This is a genomic window from Alcaligenes sp. NLF5-7 (genome assembly GCF_024266725.1).
GTDB lineage: Bacteria > Pseudomonadota > Gammaproteobacteria > Burkholderiales > Burkholderiaceae_B > Alcaligenes > Alcaligenes phenolicus.
Genome location: NZ_CP100755.1, coordinates 1,982,634 through 2,004,990, shown reverse-complemented (window position 1 = coordinate 2,004,990; position 22,357 = coordinate 1,982,634). Strand labels below are relative to the sequence as shown.

At 55.8% G+C, this 22,357-nt stretch carries 22 protein-coding genes and 1 tRNA gene; 7 read left to right on the top strand and 16 right to left on the bottom strand.

Annotated elements, in window-relative coordinates; all coding sequences use genetic code 11:
* Position 1 precedes the first annotated feature (1 nt).
* Complete coding sequence (gene cysP, locus MID00_RS09300; RefSeq protein ID WP_042485687.1) at positions 2–1,006, bottom strand: thiosulfate ABC transporter substrate-binding protein CysP; 1,005 nt, start codon at positions 1,004–1,006, stop codon at positions 2–4.
* 247 nt (positions 1,007–1,253) lie between these two features.
* On the opposite strand from cysP, the gene MID00_RS09295 reads away from it, so the two are divergent.
* A tRNA-Thr gene (locus tag MID00_RS09295) sits at positions 1,254–1,329 on the top strand.
* A 1,093-nt stretch (positions 1,330–2,422) separates the two neighbouring features.
* Positions 2,423–3,556 (top strand): LPS O-antigen chain length determinant protein WzzB, encoded by a 1,134-nt coding sequence (locus tag MID00_RS09290; protein ID WP_083054915.1) that lies wholly within the window; start codon positions 2,423–2,425, stop codon positions 3,554–3,556.
* Between the two features lie 166 nt (positions 3,557–3,722).
* Here MID00_RS09290 and MID00_RS09285 read toward each other — a convergent pair whose 3' ends face one another.
* The 12 genes from MID00_RS09285 to MID00_RS09230 all read right to left on the bottom strand — a co-directional run bounded on the left by MID00_RS09285 (position 3,723) and on the right by MID00_RS09230 (position 15,352).
* Positions 3,723–4,850, bottom strand: coding sequence for an alpha-hydroxy acid oxidase (locus MID00_RS09285; RefSeq protein ID WP_254500215.1), 1,128 nt, complete (start codon positions 4,848–4,850; stop codon positions 3,723–3,725).
* A gap of 466 nt (positions 4,851–5,316) precedes the next feature.
* Positions 5,317–6,267, bottom strand: coding sequence for a 2-hydroxyacid dehydrogenase (locus MID00_RS09280; protein WP_250757268.1), 951 nt, complete (start codon positions 6,265–6,267; stop codon positions 5,317–5,319).
* Positions 6,267–6,593, bottom strand: coding sequence for an NIPSNAP family protein (locus MID00_RS09275; RefSeq protein ID WP_009455446.1), 327 nt, complete (start codon positions 6,591–6,593; stop codon positions 6,267–6,269). The genes MID00_RS09280 and MID00_RS09275 overlap by 1 nt, the downstream gene beginning before the upstream one ends.
* A 15-nt stretch (positions 6,594–6,608) precedes the next feature.
* Positions 6,609–7,901, bottom strand: coding sequence for a TRAP transporter large permease (locus MID00_RS09270; protein ID WP_026483626.1), 1,293 nt, complete (start codon positions 7,899–7,901; stop codon positions 6,609–6,611).
* On the bottom strand, positions 7,894–8,397 hold the full coding sequence (locus MID00_RS09265; protein WP_254500214.1) for a TRAP transporter small permease: 504 nt from the start codon (positions 8,395–8,397) through the stop codon (positions 7,894–7,896). The genes MID00_RS09270 and MID00_RS09265 overlap by 8 nt, the downstream gene beginning before the upstream one ends.
* Positions 8,398–8,465: 68 nt before the next feature.
* On the bottom strand, positions 8,466–9,506 hold the full coding sequence (locus MID00_RS09260; RefSeq protein WP_021447249.1) for a TRAP transporter substrate-binding protein: 1,041 nt from the start codon (positions 9,504–9,506) through the stop codon (positions 8,466–8,468).
* A gap of 53 nt (positions 9,507–9,559) precedes the next feature.
* Positions 9,560–10,507 (bottom strand): NAD-dependent epimerase/dehydratase family protein, encoded by a 948-nt coding sequence (locus MID00_RS09255; RefSeq protein WP_254500213.1) that lies wholly within the window; start codon positions 10,505–10,507, stop codon positions 9,560–9,562.
* Positions 10,508–10,510: 3 nt separating this feature from the next.
* Positions 10,511–11,341 carry a hydroxypyruvate isomerase family protein gene (locus MID00_RS09250; RefSeq protein WP_254500212.1) on the bottom strand — a complete coding sequence of 277 codons (831 nt, stop codon included), beginning with the start codon at positions 11,339–11,341 and terminating at the stop codon, positions 10,511–10,513.
* Between the two features lie 13 nt (positions 11,342–11,354).
* Positions 11,355–12,251 (bottom strand): NAD(P)-dependent oxidoreductase, encoded by an 897-nt coding sequence (locus MID00_RS09245; protein ID WP_254500211.1) that lies wholly within the window; start codon positions 12,249–12,251, stop codon positions 11,355–11,357.
* A gap of 1 nt (position 12,252) precedes the next feature.
* Positions 12,253–13,965 carry a dihydroxy-acid dehydratase gene (ilvD, locus tag MID00_RS09240; protein ID WP_254500210.1) on the bottom strand — a complete coding sequence of 571 codons (1,713 nt, stop codon included), beginning with the start codon at positions 13,963–13,965 and terminating at the stop codon, positions 12,253–12,255.
* A 35-nt stretch (positions 13,966–14,000) separates the two neighbouring features.
* On the bottom strand, positions 14,001–14,693 hold the full coding sequence (locus MID00_RS09235; RefSeq protein WP_009455428.1) for a GntR family transcriptional regulator: 693 nt from the start codon (positions 14,691–14,693) through the stop codon (positions 14,001–14,003).
* Positions 14,694–14,863: 170 nt separating this feature from the next.
* Positions 14,864–15,352 (bottom strand): Lrp/AsnC family transcriptional regulator, encoded by a 489-nt coding sequence (locus MID00_RS09230; RefSeq protein ID WP_009455426.1) that lies wholly within the window; start codon positions 15,350–15,352, stop codon positions 14,864–14,866.
* Between the two features lie 114 nt (positions 15,353–15,466).
* Between MID00_RS09230 and MID00_RS09225 the strand changes: the two genes are divergently transcribed.
* From MID00_RS09225 to MID00_RS09210, 4 genes are read left to right on the top strand one after another with little or no spacing between them, the layout of a single operon-like run.
* Complete coding sequence (locus MID00_RS09225; RefSeq protein WP_021447252.1) at positions 15,467–15,646, top strand: hypothetical protein; 180 nt, start codon at positions 15,467–15,469, stop codon at positions 15,644–15,646.
* Positions 15,647–15,665: 19 nt separating this feature from the next.
* On the top strand, positions 15,666–16,538 hold the full coding sequence (kynA, locus tag MID00_RS09220; protein WP_021447253.1) for a tryptophan 2,3-dioxygenase: 873 nt from the start codon (positions 15,666–15,668) through the stop codon (positions 16,536–16,538).
* Positions 16,538–17,443 carry an alpha/beta hydrolase gene (locus tag MID00_RS09215; RefSeq protein ID WP_254500209.1) on the top strand — a complete coding sequence of 302 codons (906 nt, stop codon included), beginning with the start codon at positions 16,538–16,540 and terminating at the stop codon, positions 17,441–17,443. Before kynA ends, MID00_RS09215 begins: the two co-directional genes overlap by 1 nt.
* Positions 17,443–17,820, top strand: coding sequence for a RidA family protein (locus tag MID00_RS09210; RefSeq protein WP_035269810.1), 378 nt, complete (start codon positions 17,443–17,445; stop codon positions 17,818–17,820). The genes MID00_RS09215 and MID00_RS09210 overlap by 1 nt, the downstream gene beginning before the upstream one ends.
* A gap of 63 nt (positions 17,821–17,883) precedes the next feature.
* Here MID00_RS09210 and MID00_RS09205 read toward each other — a convergent pair whose 3' ends face one another.
* Both MID00_RS09205 and panB read right to left on the bottom strand, forming a co-directional pair.
* A complete protein-coding gene (locus MID00_RS09205; RefSeq protein WP_009456820.1) occupies positions 17,884–18,849 on the bottom strand; it encodes a LysR family transcriptional regulator in 966 nt (321 codons plus the stop codon).
* Between the two features lie 64 nt (positions 18,850–18,913).
* Positions 18,914–19,735: a 3-methyl-2-oxobutanoate hydroxymethyltransferase gene (gene panB, locus MID00_RS09200; protein WP_009456821.1), complete on the bottom strand. Its 822-nt coding sequence runs from the start codon at positions 19,733–19,735 to the stop codon at positions 18,914–18,916.
* Between the two features lie 301 nt (positions 19,736–20,036).
* Here panB and MID00_RS09195 point away from each other — a divergent pair, with 301 nt between their 5' ends.
* Positions 20,037–20,891, top strand: coding sequence for an aldo/keto reductase (locus MID00_RS09195; protein WP_022983645.1), 855 nt, complete (start codon positions 20,037–20,039; stop codon positions 20,889–20,891).
* On the opposite strand, the gene MID00_RS09190 is transcribed toward MID00_RS09195, so the two are convergent.
* Complete coding sequence (locus MID00_RS09190; protein WP_022983646.1) at positions 20,888–22,303, bottom strand: MFS transporter; 1,416 nt, start codon at positions 22,301–22,303, stop codon at positions 20,888–20,890. The genes MID00_RS09195 and MID00_RS09190 overlap by 4 nt on opposite strands.
* Positions 22,304–22,357 lie beyond the last annotated feature (54 nt).

The following is a 22,357-nucleotide window of genomic DNA, read 5'->3' as shown; positions in this document are numbered from 1 at the left end:
ATTACTTGGCCAGCAACTGGTCCAACACCCCGTTAGCAGCAAAGTGGCGGCTCTGGATGTCAGTCCAGGAACCCAGAACATCAGTAGGATTGATCAGCTTGACCGGCGCGTACTTGGACTCGAACTCCTTGGCCACGGCAGGATCCGTCACACGGTAGTTGAAACCAGCCAGCAGGCGCTGAATCTCGGGGGTGTACTGGAACTTCAGATATTCGGTTGCTTCCTTGCGAGTGCCTTTCTGGTCGACCACACGGTCCACCACGGCTACCGGGAACTCGGCCAATACGCTGACAGGGGGCACCACCACTTCCAGCTCGCTGCCCTTGAACTCGTCGCTGGCAGCAATATTGATCACTTCGGATTCAAAGGTCAGCAAAACGTCGCCCTGACCATTCTGGGCAAACGCCACGGTCGCACCACGACCACCTGTGGGGAAGCTTTCTACATTCCCCAGCACCTTGCCGACAAACTCCTTGATCTTGGCTTCGTCACCGCCGAAAGCCTCATTGGCGTACAACCAGGACGCCAAATAGGTGTAGCGGGCATTACCCGAGGTCTTGGGGTTCGGGAACACCAGCTTCACATCGTCACGCACAAGATCGTCCCAGGACTTGATGTTCTTGGGATTGCCCTTGCGCACCAGAAAAGCGATGGTGCTGTAGTAAGGCGAGCTGTTGTTCGGGAACTTGCTGGCCCAGTCCTTGGCCACCGCGCCGCGCTCGGCCAGGAATTCAATATCAGTAACCTGGTTGAAGGTGACAGTGTCTACTTTCTTGCCCTGAATAATGTCCTGGGCCTGACGGGAGGTGCCTGCAAACGACTGGTCAATCTTGATGTCTTCACCAGTCGTCGCTTTCCAGTGTTCAACAAACTTGGGATTGATCGCCGCAAAGGTCTCGCGCGCCACGTCAAACGAGGCGTTTAGCAAAGAAACCTGGGCACTGGCCGTGCCACCCAGCAAAGACGCCAACAACAAGGCAGAGCCAACAACAGACTTCAATTTCATGGTGTTCCCCAAAGGTCCCGGACGCGGCCTTCGGAGCCCGTCACTGATGTTCAATCGCGTGCTATCTATATAAGCGCAGCTTGGATAGATCAGATTATGGGTAGGGGAAAAGGCATTTAAAACGACATTTTCATCATGCTCTTATAACCAGAACCTATCTATTGGCTAGGCTGGCGTGGTGTGCACCACAGCAATATTTTTCTGATGATTGCTTCTTGGCGAAAAACCCGGCTATAATCGTCAATTCGCCGGCTTAGCTCAGTTGGTAGAGCAGCGCACTTGTAATGCGAAGGTCGAGGGTTCAACTCCTTTAGCCGGCACCACGAATATCTGCGGGTCACCGCACAAAAGGGTCATCAGAAATGATGGCCCTTTTCGTTTTTGGCGCCACAATAAGAGTCCGCGAGATCGCAGAAGATCCCGTTTAGTACCGCACACGTCGATTCAATTCAATGTCCAATCGAAGCTGGGCTTGCAACTTTTTCCATACCGACAGACCCACACCTGCACAATCCTGGCTTAGTAGCTAGGCTCCATAAAATAACTAAAAAAGGAGGCTGGAGACATAGACGCAGCGATAAGCACGCGCAAGCCCACCGTCTTTGCAAGCATACTCTGCCGAGTAGAACTAGCCGTTTCCTCTGTCTGTACGCTAAAGCGGAGCAACTCCTCTAAGCATTAACAGAAACACATAGAGCCCCAGATCTCAAAGATTTTCAAAAAAGAAAATATCTAATAATTTCTTTCTGACATCTTCGACCATTTATTTAAAAGTTTATTTTAAAAATAAATATGAATATATCTTACGACATAAGACATTCAATTTTCAAAAACAAATAATAACTATTGCTTATATAGGCAGTAAGTTTATTGATTTTAAATTAGCCAGCAAAGGACTTATGCAATCCCCGAGGTTGTGGGGTATCATCCAATTTGGTAAAAAAAAGAGATTTCTCTTGCCGTTCTGTAACACTATTGCTGTATGGGTTAGCCGCCTTCGTTAACTTATTTCATGTTTACTCTTAGACAATGATCCCTTCTACATAGATATCGTAGGGCCAACCCTGGCACCAAATAAATAAAAATATTGAAACTTAAACCATATGCAGGGCTTTCTGATATAGCACTCTTTTCTCCAGTGAGACAGCTAAGACAGAAATGCTTTGTAGTCAAAAAACTAACACTTGCATATGAACTGAAGCTCGAGGGCTCGAACAGATAAGCAAGCGATTCACAATGGTGCACAGTAGCCTGCATAACACCCCTTTCTCTGGGCTCAGGTCTACCTGGTAACCGCTGGAGCTATCTGCTGAGATAGCGTGCAGCCGCACTTTGTAGTTCGATATTAGGCGTGCCTCCACACGACTCCAAGGCAGCCTCTGCTTCTATCATTAAACAGTTTAGGATGGCTTTCTAATGTCAGAATTTCAACTACGCAATGCGGCACAAGATGGCGATATAAATTTGGTGCAACTTGTGCAGGGACTCTGGGAAGGACGCATCATCTTATTCGGATGTCTGCTCGCGGGTTTAGTGTTTTCTGCGATTTATGCTTTGACGGCCAAAGAGCAATGGACCTCTGTCGCTTATGTCAGTTCTCCTCGAGTAGAACAAATTAGTACCTATCTGGATCAACGTCGCGCAATGGCACGGGTGACTGGCAATCAATCAATTGACCCCAGCGCTCTAAGTGCCCTGCTGTTCAACACCTTCGTTGCTCAAGCGGCTATTTCGAGAAATCAATGGGCTTACCTCAGCGACACCGAGTACTACAACCTCCAAAAGACGGAAGACCCGAAAGATGACCACATACTATTGCTGGACTTGGTCGACCAGCTCAAAATCAAAGCCCCTAACATTGATGAGATCGCACCTTATTACAAGTTCTCATTTAGTGCGCATACAGCCGAACAGGCCCAGGAGGTACTAACGGGCTATCTCAGCTGGATCAACAAGCTTGCATTTGACCAAGTTGACAAGGAATTCAACGATCAACTGAACGCACAGATACTTTCTCGACAAACCGATCTAAATAATATCGAATTCAAGCTATCAACAGACCGACAGCACAGCATCGACAATCTTAAGACGGCCCTACATACTGCCAAGCTGGCCGGTATTACAGACTACGTAGTGGCACGCCAAACAGGCGGCTCCACGATAATTGATCTCAGCGACAGCAGACGTCTTTTTATGCTGGGAGAAAAGTATCTGAGCGCCGAGCTCGAAACCTGGGAAAACACCCCCATTATTTACCCACCCAACTACTACGAAATAAAGCGTGAACTTGAGCAGCTTGAGCCTTTGCGAAACTACAAAGTAGATGCTATTTCATACTTCACTCAACGAGCTCCTACACTACCGTTAAAACGCGACAAACCTCAACGCGTGCTAATTGTAATTTTGGGAAGCATGTTTGGTGCAATGGTGGGGATTTTATGGATACTTTGTCGAGAAGCATTTCGACAAAAAAACCCAGGTATGACTACGAAAAGCAGATTGCTTAGAGCCAGCCAAATAGAACAGGAAAAAATCACGAAAATAGCCTGATCCACAATCAGGGAACTAGCTATAGGCGATTAATAGTTTAAGTCTCAAAACTAAAGGTGCTGAGTCCTTAAGAATGCTCGTTTACATGGTCAAAAAACTTGTTTCTATTTATCCAAACTTTGATATCCGTTCCTATGGGGAAGCGAGATTAGAGCTCAGTGGTTAACTATGTCGAGATACAACATTCGCATAACTCATCAAGGCGACTCGCCCCCAACAGAATCATCGTTCGCTCCAGTTCCTGGGCGATCAGGCTAAGCACCTGTGCAACACCCTGTTCGCCACCTTGAGCCAAACCATAGGCCACGGCGCGCCCCAAGAATGCGCCACTTGCTCCGCAAGCAATGGCTCTGGCGACATCCGAACCCCGCCGAAAACCACTATCAATAAACACCGGCATCTGCGTTTTGACGACATCCATGATTTGCGGGAGGACACTGATTGTTGAAGGTGCGCAGTCCAGTTGTCGGCCACCGTGATTGGACACAATCAGCCCATCGACACCGTAATGCAAGGCCTGACGTGCATCTTCAGAATGGAGCACACCTTTGACCAGCAACGGACCGTCCCACTTGGAACGTAGCCAGGAAACATCATCCCACACCAGACGACGGTCCATACTCCGTGCCAGCAAGGCCGCTTGCGCCTGGGCTGAACTGGCCCCTTCTGTAGGCATCAAGTTGACGAACTGGGGCTGTCCCGCCCAGGCTTGGCGCCACAACCAGCGCGGCTGCGAAGCCATATCCAGCAATAAGCGGGGGCCTGGACGGAACGGCAGTTTGAAGCCATGGCGTATGTCCTTTTCTCTATAGCCGCCTACAGGCACATCGACGGTCAAAACCAAGGCCTCGAACCCGGCTTGGCGGGCGCGATCCAGAATGGAGTTGGCCATGCCTCTGTCTTGCATCACATACAACTGCATCCAGCATGGGCCTTCACAGGCCTCACGCACTTGTTCCAAAGGGCTATTGGAGGCGGTGGACAAAATGTACGGCAAGCCCGCCTTGCCTGCGGCACGCGCCGCGTGCAGATCCCCACGTGGACGCACGACATCGATCAAGCCAACGGGAGCGACACCAAAAGGCGCAGCCCATCGGCGTCCAAAGACCTCTATTTCTGTTGATACCGCCGACGTATCACGCAGACTACGTGGCGATAAAGTCAGAGCCTGCAAATCTGCCTGATTGCGTGCCAGACAAAGCTCATCCTCCGCCCCGCCTGCGACATAATCATAGACAAAGCGTGGCAGGCTACTTTGAGCCGCTAACTGAAAATCCTGAATATTGAGCCGCATGATGCAAGCTGTCTCCCACCTGATGCCGGGCGTTCAAGACCCGATTCAATTTAATTGTTTAAGCATCAAGTATATAGTTGAAAGCACCGCTCCATGCAAAGAAAACACGTCTGTTTCTGCTCAGCCAAAGGAGAAAGTTTTGGCAAGAACAGGCGACCAATCTGACGACGGGCAAACGGTGGATCGTACAAGGGTCGACCAAAAAGATACACCGACACCTTGGCTAGCTAACTCCTGCTCTTCACGGACTTCTCACTAATACGACCCATCTCCAGATTCAGCACTTGGTCGTCAGTCGAAAACAGAGCCGTTATTCCAACCCTATAAATAGGGCAACTTCGTAACCTGGTGCTTAACAAGTACTCAACACTTTGCAAACCAGACAATACTGGCTAACACTTGCTCAGAAAGAAACAGCGGTTCAAGCCAGAAGCTTGAAACCGCTGCATTATTCCTGAGGCAGTCTTTACAATCTAACCGGCGTCACAAGACTGCCTTGCGTAACGAAACGCTCCACATTCTTCACCACCAGTTCGCACATGGCGGCTCGGGTTTCACGGGTTGCGCTCCCTACATGGGGTAGCACTACTACCCGCTCGTTACTCAGCAACGCGGCAGGCACATCGGGTTCGTTCTCGAACACATCCAGCCCGGCGCCGCCTAATTGGCCATTCTCAAGGGCCGCCACCAATGCTTTTTCATCCACCACAGACCCACGAGCGACGTTGATAAGGTAGCCGTTGGGCCCGAGAGCTTTCAAGACCTGGGCAGACACCAGATGATACGTTTCTGGGCTGCCTGGGCAAGCGACAATAAGGAAATCGCACCATTGCGCCAAAGCCAGCAATGAAGGTTCGTGCCGCCAAGGCAATTGGGGCTTCGCACTGCGTGTGTGATAGCGGATTTCCATATCAAAGCCGATCGCGCGACGTGCAATCGCCTGGCCTACTCGGCCCATGCCTAACATGCCCAGGCGCTTGCCACTGACCCGAGTGCTGGGCATGGTCGGGCCGACACGCGGCCAGTCGCCACGCCGGACATGACGGTCAGAGGCCGAAATGCCACGCACCACATCGATCAACAAACCAATAGCCAAGTCGGCCACACAATCGTTGAGAACATCCGGCGTATTGCTCAGCATCACCCCACGCGCACGGACGGCATCCAGGTCGATGGCATCGTAGCCAACGCCCAAGCTACAAATCGCTTTCAGGTTTGGCAAGGCATCAATCAGTGCCTTGTCTGCACCCTGCGTTCCGGTGGTGATCAGCACCGTGAATTCAGCTCCGTGCTCACGCAAGAACGCCGCTTGATCAGGCGCATCGCTCAGGGTTTCGACCGGGCACAAGGCGGGCAGTTTGCCCGCCAGCGGTGATGGCAAGGGGCAGGCTTGAAGAATTTTCTGGCTCATGGTCATCATTCGCTCGTAAAAACGTCGAAATCGACTTGTTTCAACAGTGCATTGCTCTGGCGTATGACATGCCCCGCAGCGGCGGCTTTACGGCGATAGGCCAACCAGCGGGGGTCAGCCTCCAAGGCATTACGACGGGCCTCTCGGTCAGCCATATCTTCGTATGCCCACAGGTGCACCACCTGATTCAACTCGCCCACTTCCGTGGTGTAGTAACCGTGGCAAGGGCCCAGATGCTCAATCTGTACGGCACGTCCTTCCGTCGCATACAAGGACAGGAAATCGCGCAGCAGGCCGGTGGGAATGGTGTAGGTTCTCTGGTCGATAATCATATTGCGATTCCGTTTTTATCCAAGGTATTTGGGCAAAAGCAGTGAGATGACCGGGAAGGCCAAAAGCACGGCCAGGCGGAAAACATCGGCTACCACGAAGGGAGTCACACCCCGATACAGCGTGCTCATCTTCACGTCGGGCAGCAGGCTTTTCAGGACCATCACGTTCATGCCCACGGGCGGGGTGATGAAGCTGATTTCCGTAACCACCACCACGATGATGCCGAACCAGATCAGGTCAAAGCCCAGGTGCTGCACCAAGGGGTAGAAAATAGGCACGGTCAGCAAGACCATGGACATACTTTCCAACACACTGCCCAGCACGATGTAAATCGCGCAAATCAGCAGAATCACCACGATCGGGCTCATATCGAACTGTTGCACCCAATCCTGCAAATCGCCAGGCATGGAGGTGAAGTTGATGAAGCTGGAAAACAGCAAGGCTCCGATCAGCACCATGAACAGCATCCCCGTGGTACGCGCCGACTCGACCAGCACGTTGGAAAGCACTTGCCAGGTCAAACGGCCACGCAACAGCGCGAACAGGAAGGCACCACACGCACCAATCCCCGCCGCTTCGGTAGAACTGAAGATCCCGCCGTAAATACCGCCCATGACGATGATGAACAGCACCAGCACGCCCCAGACATCGCGCAACGCAAGCAAACGCTCTTTCCAGCTCATGCGCTCGCCGGGAGGGCCCGCATTGGGGTCACGCCAGATCGTCCAGCGCACCGCCAGAAGATAGAAAATAATGGCCAGCAGGCCTGGCAAAATACCGGCAGCAAACATCTTGCCTATGCTTTGCTCGGTCAAGATGGCATAGACCACCATGACAATAGAGGGCGGAATCAGAATGCCCAGCGTGCCACCGGCAGCGATGGAACCGGAAGCCAGCGCACGGCTATAGCCCAGTCTGCGCATTTCCGGATAAGCCACCTTGGACATGGTGGCCGCTGTTGCCAGGCTGGAGCCACACACGGCACCAAAGCCACCACAGGCCACCACCGTAGACATGGCCAAACCACCTTTACGATGGCCCAGGAAGGCATACGCCGCCGCATACAGTTCTTTGGACAACTTGGCTTGAGTAATGAAATTACCCATCAAGATGAACAACGGCAACACGGACAGCAAATACTGAAATCCGCTTTCACGCACGACTGCGCCGGTCATGGCATAGGCAGAAGGCCAATTGCGCATGATGCCAACGCCAATAAAGCCCACCAGGGCCATGGAAAACGCCACCGGCACCCGCAGGAAGATCAAGAGGAGCATGGCTGCAAAGCCAATCAGTGCTTCAGTCATTCTGTGCCTCTTCTTCCAGATGGGCGGTGTCTGCGTTCAGATCCCGGCGAAGCTGAGCCAGCTCCACGATGGTGTTGACGAACAGCATGATGCTCATGAAATAAACAACCGGAGCCAATGGCAGCCCCAGCAAAGTGGTCTGATCCAGGTATTCGGCCGCCGACTCGGCTTGTGTCCAGCTGACCATGGCCAGCAAGGCACTGATTCCAGCAGCCAGCAGGTGGCTGGTGACATGGACGACACGGACACCCTTCTCCCCACCCGGAATAGGCACTAAATCAACAACAACGTGTTCACGCTCCATGGTGGCAAACACGATGCCGCAGAAAATGACACCTACCATCAGTATTTCGGTCAGCTCTACCGCCCCCATGACCGATACGTTGAAAATGTAGCGCCCTAATACATCAGCCAGAGTCAGCAAGGCCAGCGAGACCATGCATAACTCGGTCAAACGTCGAAGACTCGCTCTTAATAAAGAGAGAATGGAGTTCATGCTTTGTAGCTCCGGGACTGCTGGCGCACGAGGCGCACAGCAGGTTCAAGACAGTCTGCGTGTGCTGATCAATTCGCGCTTTCCCGCTGCTTCAGGTCGGCACGGAACTCGGCCAGTACAGCAGGCCCGTCTATGCCCTTGGCCTTGGCGGCATCCAACCATGCCTGCTCGAAGGATGCCGTGCGCTCTTTAACGGCGGCGATCAGCTCATCGCTGGCAGGGTGAAACTGCACCTTGTGCTCTTCCAGGATCTTCATGGCGGCCACGTCTGCATCCCCCCAGGCCTTGCCGCCCAGGCGAGCAATATGCTCACCGGACAGGCTCATCAGAATCTCGCGGTCTTTTTCAGACAAACGATCAAAGGCGCTCGGGTTCATGATGATGCCGTGCAGATCCGCATAGAGGCCACCGGGAAAAACCGTGGCGTGCTTGACCACCGTATCCAGGCGGAAAGAGGCCACAGACTCGGGCGGGAACAGCACGCCGTCCACCACGCCAGTGCTCAGCAGCTCATACGATTCGGAGGCGGGCTTCACAACCGCGTTCACCTTCAGGGCCTTGGACAAGTCGGCCTGCATGCCACCACCAATGCGCAGCTTCAGGCCCTCGAAGTCGGCAATGTTCTGTACCTGCTTGTCAGTGGTGTAGACGCTGCCTGGGCCATGACCATAAATGCCTAGCAATTTGATACCGCGATGCTCTTTGGCATCTTGCAGGTACTTGCTATAGATGTCCCAGGCCGCCAGCGAAGTAGACTCGGCGCTATTGCCCGAGAACGGCAGCATGGCAAACTTCATCAAATCAAAATTGCCGGGATAATAGGAGTAGGAAATAAAGGCCAGATCCACAATCCCATTGCGTACCGCATCCAGGTGCCCAACCGGGTTGGTCACGGCCTTGGTCAGAAAGTTGATCTTGACGCGCCCTTCAGTGGCCTGCTCCACCTCTTTGGCCCAGGGCTTCATGAAGTTCGCCACCAGCACATGCGTTTGCGGAATCCAGGCAGAGAAAGTCAGCTCCACAGGCTTGTCCGCTTTTGCGGGACCAGCTGCCACTGCCAGGCTGGTTAAGGCCATACCCAACAGGCGAGAAATCCATCGGTTCTTCATGGGGAAATCCTTTTTTGGTGGTAGATCGTTATAGGTATAGTTAGCCAGGCCCGTCAGGAGACAAGGGCCTGCTCAATCAAGGTTTCGGCATCGCCGTCATGGTGCATACCCAACTGCGTGGCGATTGCCGTTGTCAAAGGCGGCCACTGGGCAAACTGCTGGTCAAACTGAGGGTTGGACTGAAAGCTCAATCCCGCATCGGCCCCCCGGCCATAGCGGGATTTGGCAGCCTGTACCAGGTCTGCCACCTGAAGACGCTGGGCGGGAAGATTCCACACTCGGCTAGCGGGCAAGCGAGCGGCTTCCAGGCTCGCTGTTGTCAGAAGGTGCCGCACACAGGCGGGCAAGGAAAGCAGCCAGATCCAGCCTTGGGGGCCGATGGGGCACTCGTAAGTGCTTCCAGCAGCCAAGGCATGGATCAAAGAGCTGGCAAATGAAGACAAGGCTGTTTCAGCAGTCATGGGGCGGGCAACCACAGTAGGCAAGCGAACCGAGCGGCCATCCAGAAAACCCCGGCGGCTGTAATCGGCAAGCAGCAGTTCCACCATCCGCTTCTGCGTTCCGTAACTTAAAGTGGGTGCGACGGGCGTGTTGTCATCCACATGCTGGGGCAGTGGCGTACCAAAGACACCGATACTGCTGGCATACACCACAACGGGACACTGGCCTTGCTGTCGCAGATGCTCAAACAAGCCTATCGTGCCGTCTATATTGACGCGCAAACCCAGTGCAAAATTCTCTTCAGCCAGCCGACTGGTCACCGAGGCCAGATGGAAAACCGTGTCGGGTGCTGGCCTTAGCACCGCCTCCAGCACGGCTTTATCGGACAAGTCACCACTAATGCAGCGCAGCCCAGGCAAATGGTGATAGCCTTGCTCTTCAAAATCCAGATCCGTCAGCGTCAGGCTTTGAATCTCATTAGCCGCAAGCAGTTTGGCCGCCGCACGAGCAAGCGCTTGACCGATGTAGCCGTTGGCGCCGGTAATCAAGACGTGCTTCATGGCTTATCTCCCGGCAGCCTGCATGCAAGCAGCATCACGCTGACGTGGCGCAGCCAGCACACCACGATCACGCAAGGGCTGGCACCAAGCCAAACCTTCTGAAGGCAAGCCGCGAGGCTGATACTCGCAACCCAGCCAACTGTCGTAAGCCAAGGCGGGCAAAGCGGCTACGCCTGCCAGCAAATCATGCTGTGCAATATCAGGCTCGTAGCGACCATCGGCACCCGCGATCTGCACATAGCCAATCCAGGGAGCACAGGTCGCCACGCTGGACGGGACATCCAGGCTTTCTTTGACGCAGTGGTAGTAATCAAACTGCAGACGCAGGCGCGGGGAATTGAAATGCTGGAGCACCTCAATGACCTGCTCGGGCAAATAATAGAAATACCCGGCCATATCGCTGCGGTTGAGCGCTTCCAGCGTCAGCACCAGATCATCCGCTTCAGCCAAGGCCAAAGCCTGTTCCAGATTGCCAAGCAGTGCAGCCCGGCAATCTTCCTGCGCGAAGGGGCTGACATCGCCCGCCATCACATGGATACGGCGGCAGCCGGTAGCCTGTGCCACAGCACGGGCGCGATCAAAAGCTTCCTGGAACTGTACCTGTGCGCCGGGAATGGCCGCCCAGCCCAACCTGCCCTGCCCCTCGCCTATCGGCGTATTGATCAGTGTCAGTTCCAGCTTGGCGGCTTTCAACTGACTGGCGTACCAGTCGGGTGCATAGTCATAGGGCAGTAAAATCTCGACGCCCTGAAAACCGTCAGCCGCTGCAGCCTCGAAACGTTCGCTCCAATCCAGATGCCGATACAACCAGCTGAGATTAGCGGATAGTTGCATGGGGCCGCCTGTCTTATGCGTCTATCTGGCGAAGGAAGGCATCACGCTGCTCAGGCAGCACAACGCTGACCAAGGCAGACACTTCGGCCTGACCCAAACCCATGGCGCTTGCCACGCGCAACATTTGCTGCACGCTGGCCGCAACCGGCATAGGCGCACCGCTTTGTTGAGCATTGGCGATCAAGGTATCGATATCCTTGAGCATGGTGGACAGCGCACCGATGCTTTTTGCCTGGGCTTCTATCATGCGCGGAGCAAAGATCTGCAAAGGCTTGGAATCCGCCCAACCGCCCGCCAGCGCCGGGGCCAGCTTGTCCACATTGATGTTATTGCGCTGGGCAAAGCCAATGGCTTCGGCCAACGCCGCAATCGAGGTCGCCACGATGGCCTGGTTGCACAGCTTGGTCGCCTGCCCGGTACCGGAAGGCCCCATATGCGTGATATTGCCGGCATAGGCGCGCATGGCGGCCTCGGCTTCAGCCATATGGGTTTCACTACCGCCCGTCATGATGGCCAGGGTACCGGCCTCCACGCCGGGAATACCGCCAGACACCGGAGCATCAATCCAGTCCGCTCCGCAACTTTCCAGCAAACGGGCGGCCAATTTGCGTGTGGCCTCAGGGTCAATACTGGAATGATCCACCAGCCATTTAAGGCCCACAGCCTGAGCAATCCCGTCCGCACCGAACACCACGGCCTCGGCAGCCTTGGCATCAAACAGGCATAACAAGACGCCGTCGGTGCCTTCAGCCGCTTCACGTGGCGTGCCCACAATCTGCGCGCCGAGCGCTGCCAGCGGCTCGGCCTTTTCCCTGGAGCGATTCCAGACTTTGACCTCGTGACCCGCTTTCAACAGGCGCTGCAACATGGCAGCACCCATCAATCCCAAACCGCAAAAACCGAGTTTCATCTTATACGTCCTCAAGCTGTTCTTGCGGCCACTCGGCAGCACCCGAATGGGTCACTGCCCCTTCATTGGTCGGTCCAACCAGGCGTGCGTACTTCTCCAGCGCGCCAGCCAAACGATCTCGTACGTAGGGTTTCCATTGCTCTCTGCGTGCAGCCAGCTCCTCGTCGGACACATGCAGCTGCATGCTGCTTTGCGTGGCATCGATAGTGATACGGTCGCCGTCGCGCACCAAGCCGATGTTCCCACCGGCGGCCGCTTCGGGGCTGGCATAGCCGATACACATGCCGCGTGTCGCGCCGGAGAAACGGCCATCGGTCAGCAGTGCCACTTTCTCGCCATTGCCATGGCCGTAAATAGCGGCGGTAACGCTTAACATCTCGCGCATGCCGGGGCCGCCTTTGGGCCCTTCGTTGCGGATGATCAGTACATCGCCAGTCTCGTAGGCCTGCTTGGATACCACGGCCATGCAATCTTCCTCGGTTTCAAAGACGCGAGCACGGCCTTCAAAAACCAGAGACTTCAAGCCGGCAATCTTCAGCAAGGCGCCATCGGGGCACAGATTGCCCTTGAGCACGACCAGACCGCCCGACGCATGGATGGGCTGATCGCTGCTACGCACGATACGGCCATCCACATCGGGGAAGCTCTCCAGGGCTTCGGCCAAGGTTTCGCCGGTAATGGTCAATACATCGCCGTGCAGGTGGCCGCTTTTCAACAGTGCCTTGAGCACTACAGGCACGCCGCCAATCACGTCCAGATCGCGGGCCAGATAACGGCCGCCGGGCTGCAAATCGGCAATCAGTGGCGTGCGGTTGAACACCTCGGCCAAGTCATCCATGGTGAAGCGAATGCCCACTTCGTGTGCAATGGCAGGGATATGCAAGGCCACGTTGGTCGAGCCGCCAGTCGCTGCAACAGCCGCTGCGGCATTTTCGAGGCTCTTGCGGGTGATGAGATCACGCGGCAAAGGACCCCCGTTTTCCAGAATCTCCATCACGCGGCGACCGGCTCGGCGAGCCAGTGCGTGCCGCTGGCTGTAAACCGCCGGGGTGGTCGACGAACCCAGGAAGGACATGCCCAAAGCCTCTGCCACCATACCCATGGTATTGGCGGTGAACTGGCCCGGACAGGAGCCCACGGTCATGGCACAGGTGCGCTCAATGCCGTGCAGTTGCTCCAGGGAAATCGCCCCAGTCTGATAACGACCCACACCCTCAATGGCAGTCAGCACCGTGTTTTCAGTGCCATCGGGCGAGTAGCCTGGCAACATGGAGCCACCGTAAATGAAAACCGAAGGGACATTGAGGCGCGCCATGGCCATCAGGGTGCCGGGCAGCGTCTTGTCGCAACCGCCCAAACCAACCAGAGCGTCATAGGCATGGCCACGCACGGCTATTTCCATGCTGTCGGCAATCATCTCGCGCGAGACCAGGCTCATGCGCATGCCAGCGTGGTTCATGGAGGTGCCATCGGACACGGAAATCGTGTTCATCATGACGGGTACGCCACCACCTTGGGCTACACCCAGGCGAACGCTGTCTGCTTGTGGGCCCAGCGATTTGGAACAGGGTGTGTTGTCTCCGGCGGTTCCAATGATGGCGACCATCGAACGGTCCAGATCATCATCGTCCAGGCCTGTTGCACGCAGAAAGGCTCGGTGTGGGGTGCGAGTCACTCCCTCGGTCACTGCTTTTGATCTATGTTTTTTTAGCATGGTCTTTGGTGGTGATGAGTAGTTGAGAGATCGACTTAATCGGCCAGGTCCAAGCGGTCGAAGATCCAGGAAACATCTTCCTGAATGTATTGGCGCGCCTGGGCAAAATTGCCCGCGCGCAGCGCTTTGACGGTGGATTCGTGCAGGTGATCGGCAGAGTCTTCGTTGTGTAGCTGCTCGCGGGTTTCACGCAAGTAAGCGCCCGACTGCAGCCACAGGCTCTCGATCATGGCGAGCATGACGGGAGACTGAGCGGCTCCGTAAATCGTGAAATGAAAGATCCGGTTTTTTTCCAGACTGCTGGCCACGCCTTTGGGCGTGCGGCGCTCTTGGGTGATTTCTTGCGCCAGTTGTTCCAGCTGATCCAGCACGGACGGAGTCAGGAAAGGCCCCGCCCATTCGGTGACGGTGCCTTCGATCAAAACACGGGCGCGGCGAATATCGCTCAGGCAGGCTTTGGTGATCAAAGGAACACGGGTAGTGCCGTTAGGCAAAGGCTCCAGCCCCTGCTGTGCCACCAGACGGCGCAATGCTTCGCGCACGGGCATGGTGCTGGTGCCCAGCGCATCGGCCAGGTACTGAATGCCAAGCACTTGGCCCGCACGGTACTCACCGTGCATCAGCTTGTTACGTAGGGCTTGATAGACCGCTTCGTTGACGGATTGCCGAACGATGGGTTGAAAAGCTTCGAGCGGAGCGCTTGTGCTTGCAGCATCTGAATGTTTCATTAAATTCCGTCACAACGTGAATTCGAGCAAAGATTTGTGATTTTTGATCAATTCTAAGGACGGACTTCTACGACAACAAATCAGAGCTAACCCTTAGCCACCTGATTCGTGATGAGCGACTCGACACGCTTTGTGAGCGAGCCGCGCATCAGCTTTTGCAGAGCACTTGATCAGGCTGCAGAGCCGGCCATTGCTGGGATTGGCAGCGCGTTAAGGCCCTTGAATTCCTGCAAGGAAAAACTGGTCTGCGCTTGCCGAACACCGGGTAAACGATGCAATTTTCGTTGCAACAATTCCGAATAGCTGTCCAGATCCTTGGCCACGACCATCAGCAAAAAATCCGCCGGACCGGCAATGCCGTGGCACATCACCACCTCCGGAATATCGCGCACGGCCTCCACAAATTGCACCGAACGCTCTTCATTTTGAAAGTCCACACTGATGCTGACAAAGGCCACCACGCCATAACCCAGGCCACGCCGATCCAGCCGGGCGTGGTAGCCTGAAATAAGCCCGGCTTCTTCCATACGTCGAATCCGGCGCCAGCAAGGCGACTGCGATATGCCCACTTTTTGTGCCAGCTCGCTTGTTGTCAGCCGGGCGTTTCCTTGCAGCTCGGCTAGCAAACTGCCATCCACCTGATCCAGTTCTATTTGCATAAAAAAACCCGTTTTTTAAGTTTTTCAGAAAAAGTTATGCTTCTATAAAAAACAGCTTGGCGCAAGACCCTTAAATCCATAAGATCAACGCATAAATTTAAGTGGGATGAAATTATGAAACCACAGACCCATTTCAGCTTTACCCCTATGCCCGCCTACTCAGGTGACCGCATCCTGCCGCTGATGGAGACCTTCGGGCAAGATGCATTGCAAACTCCCCTCGGCGCGCAACGCGACTTTGATTTTCTATCGACCCACGCGACCTGTTCCACAGGTCGCGCAGATCATTATTAACGTACCGGGAACAGAACAAATGAATGCTTCCAAAGCATCGGCTGACAAGGGAATCAGCGAGACAGAGCGCATTGTTTCGGAAGAAAAAGCGCAGTTGGACTTCAGCCAATCCATGAGCTATGGCGACTACTTGCACCTGGACGAGGTGCTGGGCGCTCAACACCCGCTCTCGCCTGCCCACGACGAAATGCTGTTCATCATCCAGCACCAGACCAGCGAACTCTGGATGAAACTGATGCTGCATGAAGTGACCGCCGCCACTGCAGCCATCGCAGCCGACCGCTACGCCGACACCTTCAAGATGATGGCGCGGGTCTCGCGCATCATGGAGCAGCTGGTCAGTGCCTGGACCGTGCTCTCGACCATGACCCCGCCGGAATACACGGCGATGCGCCCTTATCTGGCCAGCTCCAGCGGTTTTCAAAGCGCGCAGTATCGCTGCATTGAATTTGCTCTGGGCAACAAGAATGCGGCCATGCTCAAGCCCCATGCCCATAGGCCAGACCTGCTCCAGATGGTCGACAAGGCGTACCGTGCCCCTTCGCTCTATGACGAGTCGCTACGCCTGCTGGCCCGCCAGGGCTTTGCCATTCCCGCCGATCACCTGGACCGTGACTGGACACAGCCCTACGAAGCCAGCCCCGAGGTGGAAGCTGCATGGTTGGAGGTCTACCGTGACCCGCATGCACACTGGGATCTATACCAGCTGGGCGAGAAGCTGACCGACATTGAGGACGCCTTCCGTCTTTGGCGTTTCCGCCATGTCACGACTGTTGAGCGCGTCATCGGCTTCAAACGCGGCACGGGCGGCACAGGCGGCGTCAGCTACCTGCGCAAGATGCTCGATGTGGTGCTGTTCCCTGAAATCTGGACTGTTCGGACCGCGCTGTAATGCAGGCTCCACACGACTTACTCTCCGCGCAGGAGCGCGAACGCGAATATTCGCCCAGCTCCTGTATAGGCGGGAACTACGCGCCCTACATCGAGGACTACGCCACACTTAGCGCAGCAGCTTTGCAAAGCGGAGCTCGGCATGCCGAGCTTGCCTATGGCAATGCCGCTGCGCATAAGCTTGACCTCTTTTTACCTGCACCCCACGACTCGGAATCCCTCCCGCCGCTGCTGCTGTTTATTCATGGCGGCTACTGGCAGGAGCTTTCCAAGGCTTCCTCTGTATTCTCGGCCCCGAACTGCACCGAGGCCGGCATTGCCTTTGCCGCCATTGATTACACCTTGGCACCGCAAGCCTCTGTCCACGACATGGTGCTGGAGTGCCGCCAGGCTCTGCGCTGGCTGCATCAACATGGCGAAGAACTGGGCTTTGACCCGCAACGCATCGTCGTTTCCGGCAGTTCTGCCGGCGCGCATCTGGCTGCCATGTGCTGCTTGCGTGGATGGAAAGATGATGCCGATTTACCCGTAGGGGCACCCGCAGCGGCGGTACTGGTTTCAGGCATTTACGACCTGCAGCCCCTGATTGGCACCAGCATCAATGAGGCACTGTCTCTGGACACGGCGAGCGCACAGGCGATCAGCCCCCAACTGCTTGATCTGACGGGCTTTCCGCCCGCCATCATCAGCTGGGGAGAAATCGAAACCTCGGAGTTCAAACGCCAGAGTCAGGCTTTTGCCGATGCGCTTGATGCATTGGGTGTCCGGTATCTGCCCCCCATCGAAATGCCAGCACGCAACCACTTCGATGTCATTCTTGACCAGGCTCGTCCCAACACCCGCTTGGGCGATGCCACGCACGCGCTCTTTGCGTCCTTGCCGGTCACCTCTACTCGGAGCAAGTGATGAAACAAGTTGTCGACGTCGGGCTGCCACCCCTGAAGCAAGCGTTTTCCTGGGCCGTCAAAGCCAAGGGGGAAATGCTGTTTACGGTGAACGGACCTGTCCGGCCGGACGGCAGCATTGATACGGGAAGCATCGAGCAGCAAGCTCGCCTGACCTTTGCCAATCTGCAACGGGCCACGCAAGCGGCCGGTGGCAGCCTGGAAAATGTCACCCAAGTGCTGATCTACATGACCGATGTTGCCGACATGGACAGCATCGACAAGGTGTACAGAGAGTTTTTCTCCGCGCCCTTCCCCAACCGCGCCAGTGTTGGCGTTGCAGCCTTGGTGGAGCCGGGCATGAAGCTGGAAGTTCTGGCGTACGCGATGATCCCCTAAGGCCTGCAGAGGCGGACGAGCATCCAGCAAAGCCGCCCGAGCCTTGATCAACAAGCGTGTTGATTACAGTGAGTCAAACGGGTCTTGCGTACTTGGTAAGCCGGTGTCGTCCCCCAGCACAAAGCGCGGGATGAATTGCAGCACATACTGCCGCATGGCTTCGACCAGGCGCTGCGCATCCGGACGCAGTTCGCGGGATCGCAAGGACACCACACCGACCATATAAGGCACGTGGATATCAATCGGGCGCAGCACGACGTTGGGCAGTGGCAGGCCGTGGGCGGTAAAGGGGTCAATCAAGGACACGCCTACCCCTTGGCTGGCCAGAACCAGGCCCTCCAACGAGGAGGCAACCTCGATATGACGGATATCTTCCGGGGCTTCCGGACTGGCACGCAGCAAGGCGGTTGCCAGGGTATGGCGCAAGCGGTGGCGGTTCTGGATGGAAATCAGGGGGGTGCCCTGAATATCACTGAGACGCACCAGTTCCTGTTTGGCCAGGGGATGATTGACGGCCATGCCCAGCAGGCAGGGGCTTTGACCTGACCAATGCAAGGTGCAGCCATCAATGTCCAGCGGCAAACTGGTCACCGCCAGATCTGCCCGTCCTTCGTCAATGGCTTGCACCACCTCTTCCGGTTTTACCGTATCAATAATCAGCTTTTGCTTGAAGGCCGGATCGTGCTGCTCCATGATGCCCAGCGCTTGCGGCACCAAGCCAATCGCCAAGGCGTGAGTAGTCACAATGCGCAGAGGTCGCAGGCCCCCACGGGCGATTTCCAGAGCGCGGCTTTGCAGCACCTCCAGATTCATCAGCACGGGCCGGGCTTCCAGATAGAACTCGCGCCCTTGTTCAGTCAAGGTGACCTGCGGACGGGTGCGGGTAAAAAGCCTGAAGCCCAGTTCCTGTTCCAGCTCCTGGATCTGGCGGCTAACCACTGGCTGAGAGCGGTCCAGCAGTCTGCCAGCAGCGGTAACACTGCCAGCAGACATCACCGCTGCAAAGGCTTCTAATTGGCGAATTTCCATGTCGTTCTATGTGAATGCCGCATTTATCAACACGGAATATTCTAATGCGGAATAGTTAGCCGGACTAGCGTTTCACACCGAAACATTGATCCAGCGTGGGGAAAGAACCATCACGCACTTCAGCCGCGTATTGACCGGCTGCCTGGGAGATCAAGGCACCCACATCCGCGTAGGGTTTGGCGAATTTGGGGATCTTGCCATTGGTCAGACCCAGAATGTCTTCCGTGACCAGAACCTGGCCATCGCATGCGGGAGAAGCACCGATACCGATGGTCGGAATGGCGATGGTTTCAGTAATACGGCGACCCAGACCTTCTGCCACCCCTTCCAGCACCACACCCCAGGCACCCGCCTGTGCGTGAGCCACAGCGTCTTCCAGCACACGTTGGGCAGCGGCATCTGTCATGCCTTGAGCCTTGTAACCGCCCATGGTGTTGACGTACTGGGGCATCAAACCCACGTGTGCCAGCACGGGCACGCCGCGCTCGACCAGGAAGCGCGTGGTTTCAGCCATGGCCTGACCGCCTTCCAGCTTCACCGATTGGGCACCGCTGATGGCGAGCATACGCGATGCATTGGCAAATGCCTGCTGGGGTGATTCCTGATAGCTGCCAAACGGCATATCCACGACAATACAAGCATGTTGAGTCGCACGCACCACGGCAGCAGCATGGGCCGCCATCATATCGACCGTAATGCTTAAGGTATCGGGCATGGCATAGCCCACCATAGCGGTCGAATCGCCCACCAGAATCATATCCAGGTGCTCGTCCAGCATACGTGCGATAGGCGCGATGTAGGCTGTTAATGAAGCAATTTTTTGTTTGCCCTTGCAGGCGATCAAGGCGGGTACGCTAACGCGGACCTGCGTGGTATGTACGCTCATACTTACTCCAGCTGGAATCCCATAGAGCTAAAGCTTATATGGGATCATGAATGATGCAGATTGCAACATCTTAAGAAAAAATCCAGTCGACGCCTCTATAATCGCCGCAGGACAAAAAACAATAAGCTAATTTCCTGCCTACGTACAAGCTTCGCGTGTCCATCCCATGCGGATTCATGTCCTTTAAAGGACTTTTGCTTTGACACCGCCTGTACTCTAGAGCCCGATCGTTCCCAATGCGCGGTGGTTTCATCAGCCATGTCCTGGCTGTTTTGCCGTGCACTCAACCGAGGAGAGACCTATGTCGACTACCCCCCCAACAATCACCTTCCATGACGATAACCGTGCGCCACAACTGGGCATGGGCGTGTGGCAGGTACCTGCCGAGCAAACGGCCGATGTGGTGTGCAGTGGCATCGAAGCAGGCTACCGCCTGATCGATACCGCCGCCATCTACGGTAACGAGGCCGAGGTGGGCCAAGGGATTCGTCAGTCCAAGGTGCCACGCGAAGAGCTGTTTGTGACCACCAAGCTGTGGAATGACATGCATGGCCACGACAATACCCGTGCAGGCTTTGAAGAAAGCATGGACAAGCTGCAGCTGGACTATGTGGATCTGTACCTGATTCACTGGCCCGTGCCCAAGAACCGCCAGTACATCCAGACTTGGGAGACGCTGATCAATCTGCGCAATGAAGGTCGTGTGAAGTCGATTGGGGTGTGCAACTTCCTGCCCCAGCACCTGCAAACCTTGCTGGACAAGACAGGTGTGCTGCCCGTACTGAACCAGATCGAGCTGCACCCCGGATTTCAGCAGGCTGAATCGCGCCATTACCACGAAGACCACGCCATCCAGACGCAAGCCTGGAGCCCGCTGGGATTGGGCACGCTGTGGGACAACCCGGTGTTGAACAAGATTGCCAAGGAACATGGCCGTTCCGTGGCGCAAATCATGCTGCGATGGCAGATTCAGCTGGGCAATATGGTGATTACCAAGTCCAACTCCCCCGAACGCCAGCGCGACAATATGGACATTTTCAGCTTTGAGCTAAGCGAAGCCGATATGGCCGCCATTGCCAGCCTGGATCAGGCCGACGGCCGTCTTGGCCCGGATCCAGAACTGTTCCGCCTGCCCAAAAGCACCGTCCAGGACTAAGCCCTGGGGCGCACCCGACGCGCAGGCCCGGACAAGAAGGCTGCAAGAAGGGGCGCCAGGGCAAACAACCACAGCAGAGCCTGCGCCGACTGGCGTGCGCCCTGCACCCCACCGGGGTCCACAAAGCCCGAGGCTGTCGTAATGATTCCTGCCAAGGCCGCACCCAATGCCATAGTGAACAACTGCAAGGTGGTAATGGCGGCCGAGGCAATATTCTCCTGCCCCTTGGGCGCGGAATGAAATACCCGCGTCAGCAAATGCGGCCAGGCCAGACCAATCCCCACTCCGACTCCCAATAAAGACAGGTACAAGGCCCAGGAATAGTCCGTGCCTTCACTCAAGCCTACCCACGGGATAAAGACACCCAGCGCTACCAGAGACAGGCCCGACAATACAGGCCCGGCAATAATCATGCGATCCCCGGTTTTCAGCCCCCGACTGGAGCTGGCAATAGAACCCAGGGTCCAGCCGCCTGACATCAAGGCCGTCAGGTAGCCTGCTTTCAGCGGGCTCATGTGGTGGATGATCTGCAGGAAATACGGAATGAAAATTTCCGTTGCCACGGCCACGCTGACCAGACCAATACCGGCATACAGACTGCCCAAGGCCGTGCTGATGGAGTAAGTACCCTGCGGAAACAGGCGACTGGCCGACTTGCTGTCGGCACGCGCCATCAAATAAACCAGAATCGCCCCGCCCAGCACACCGCCCAGATTGATCATCCAGGAAGTAGACAGGCTACCTGCGGACATGACCAGCACAGAAGCGGTCAGCAGCAATACCTTGCCCAAAGTGGAACCGGATTTACGAGTTTCAGGCGCACGCGCATCGCGCAATTGCGTCCAGACCAGAATAGCCAGCAAAGCAGCACAAGGAAGGACACTCCAGAAAGCCAGACGCCACTGCCCCATCTGGGCAAATATCCCACCAATCGCCGGGCCCGACAAGGTTGCCACGCCCCACATACTGGACACCAAGGCCATGACGCGCGGCCAAAGTCGCTCTTCAAATACCAGCCGGATAGAAGAATAGCTCAGGCCCAGCAGCAAGCCGCCGCCCAAACCTTGAATCGTGCGGGCAAAGAGCAGGAAAGGCATGGAAGGCGCTGCCGCGCACAGGGTCGTGCCAATGGCAAAGAACAGCAAGGACATCAAGAAGCTGTGACGCAGACCCAGTTTTTCCAGAACTTGTGGCGACAGGGCCGAGCCCAGAATCGAGGCCACCACAAATAGCGTGGTATTCCAGGCGTAGTACTCCAGCCCGCCGATATCCTCCACCACCGAGGGCAGAATCGTGGTCGCCACGTACACGTTGATCGCATGAACGGCCACGCCCCCGGCCAAGGCCAGTGAGCGCAAGCCATTACGGCCAGACAGGAGTTCAGACCAAGACGCTTCTTGGGTATTTGCCATTTTTCTTTATCCAAACAAAGAGCCGGCAACAGTGCCGGCCCTTCAAACACACCA